Consider the following 652-nt stretch of genomic DNA (forward strand, 5'->3'; position numbering starts at 1 on the left):
GGTATTAGTTTCATTGCTTTTGGATATATAGTTTTTAACATCATCAACCCTTGTTTTGATTTGATTTTTTTGAGTATTTGCATGAAAGAGTGCTTTTAGCTCTTGCTCGTGTCTTGTTTTAAGCTCCTGAGTAATCCTTGTGAGTTCATTATTTACACCCAAAGCTAAATTTAAATCACTTTGACTTTTTTCTAATTTTGCTTGAGTACTATCAAGTCTTAGATAAAAATATCCTGCTAAAATTGCCATTAGAGCTAAAGCAATATAAAGTTTTTTATCTCCTAGGATATATGAAAATATAGAATTCATGCTAATTCATTTGTTATTTCTAATTTAATGTCTTCAAGATTTTTACCATGCATTAAATCGTAAAATTCTTTACAAGCTTGTCTGCTTTGTCCGACACTTTCATCGCTCTTAGTTAAACCTAGTAAAATACAACCTTTTGTATCTTTGTCTGTATTTCCCCAATGGATTAAAATGTGTCTATCAAAAGGTACATCATCGTTGTAGATATTTACAACGCTATCATCATCGTTTAAAACTTTAACTCCTGCTACTATCCTTTTACCTTTATCATTAAAACTAGATAGTGTATGTCTTTTTAGATTATAAACTCCTGCAGGAACTCTTAAGTCTTTTTCTCTTTCAA

General features: G+C 29.9%; 2 protein-coding genes. Both read right to left on the reverse strand.

Features of this window, described 5'->3' with window-relative positions:
- Nucleotides 1–300 (reverse strand): hypothetical protein (locus tag L8W56_RS08755; RefSeq protein ID WP_263660036.1); only part of this gene is annotated, 300 nt, incomplete at its 3' end.
- A 5-nt stretch (nucleotides 301–305) separates the two neighbouring features.
- Nucleotides 306–652: DUF5675 family protein (locus tag L8W56_RS08760; RefSeq protein WP_263660035.1), on the reverse strand; the 347-nt coding region annotated here is incomplete at its 5' end.

The organism is Campylobacter sp. IFREMER_LSEM_CL1085, assembly GCF_025772235.1.
In the GTDB taxonomy this organism is placed as follows: domain Bacteria; phylum Campylobacterota; class Campylobacteria; order Campylobacterales; family Campylobacteraceae; genus Campylobacter_D; species Campylobacter_D lari_D.